The organism is Vibrio sp. D173a (assembly GCF_030248475.1).
Map to the genome: position 1 here is coordinate 1 of NZ_JAHGAH010000450.1, position 1,011 is coordinate 1,011.

A 1,011-nucleotide genomic window follows, 5' to 3' on the forward strand; every position below is an offset into this window, starting at 1 on the left:
ATGATCACGGGTATAATACTATACGATTGAAAGAACGGCTGACCTTGGTACGGACTTTTATATCGAATACACCGATATGAATACCAACATAGGCAAAGGGATAAACCAACAAAACAGCGAGTAACCAACCTAGGTAGCCGGATATCGCCATTTCCTCTTAACCGATTATAATACCTCCACAATGAATACGACGGGAACTTCGTTAGTATTCATCATCTTAAGGAGTCGGAATGTCAGAATTCGCACAGCTGCGATCTGTGACCGAAAAGTCACTTAAATAAGTTAGCTATTTATTTATAAAATCTTGAGACAGCAAAAAATCTTCTGCCATTTTGGGCGAAGTGATGTGGATGAACTCGATAGGCGAACCTTTTAAGTCCTCCTTCAGTTTTAAATAGCGCTTCCGATTCTTTCGGTAATTCTTAACCGACCACCAAATAATCGAATCCTTACTCAAAAACGCTTTTCTAAAACTTTCTCTATTTCCAGTTCCTTCCCAGAACTCTTCTTGAGTCCATGCCCTTTTGATAGCACGAGTTGCGGAGCGATAAGTGGTGATAAAACGTGAATAATCGAGCCAGATGATAGTATCGACCCTTTGCCATTTGTACGGTTGTGTTCTGCTGTAGTTCCCGTCGAGTACCCAAGCGTCTTGTTGAGTTACGTCCACGACTTTATCGAAGAACGTCTCATCATCGAGTTCTTTCCAATCGGGAAGCCAGAACAACCTGTCCATTTCTATGTACGTGACACCTAATTTCATTGCGAGCTGCTTTGAAAACGTTGATTTACCGCTTCCACTGCTGCCTACTACATTGATCCTTCTCATTAAATCCTCCTAGGTGACCGTACCAAATTGACAAAGAGCGACGCACTCCAACTATAGGTAAGTCGGGAAAATGCGGAGGCCAGATACTAATGATTACGCTTTCAAGTTCTAGTGTAGGTTCAATAAGATGTGAAGTTACGCGCATAAAAAAGCCTCCAGTGAAGGCTGTCTCTTGATCACAA

Annotated in this window: 1 protein-coding gene; it reads right to left on the bottom strand. The window is 42.0% G+C overall.

Annotation, left to right across the window (positions count from 1 at the left end):
- Positions 1-286 precede the first annotated feature (286 nt).
- Entirely contained in the window at positions 287-829 is a 543-nt protein-coding gene (locus KIV40_RS26640; protein WP_285352193.1) for a (d)CMP kinase, read from the bottom strand.
- Positions 830-1,011: the final 182 nt, after the last annotated feature.

What these genes read in the sequence shown, in the direction of transcription:
- KIV40_RS26640 (WP_285352193.1), bottom strand. Translation starts at nt 829, where the DNA reads ATGAGAAGGATCAATGTAGTAGGCAGCAGTGGAAGCGGTAAATCAACG.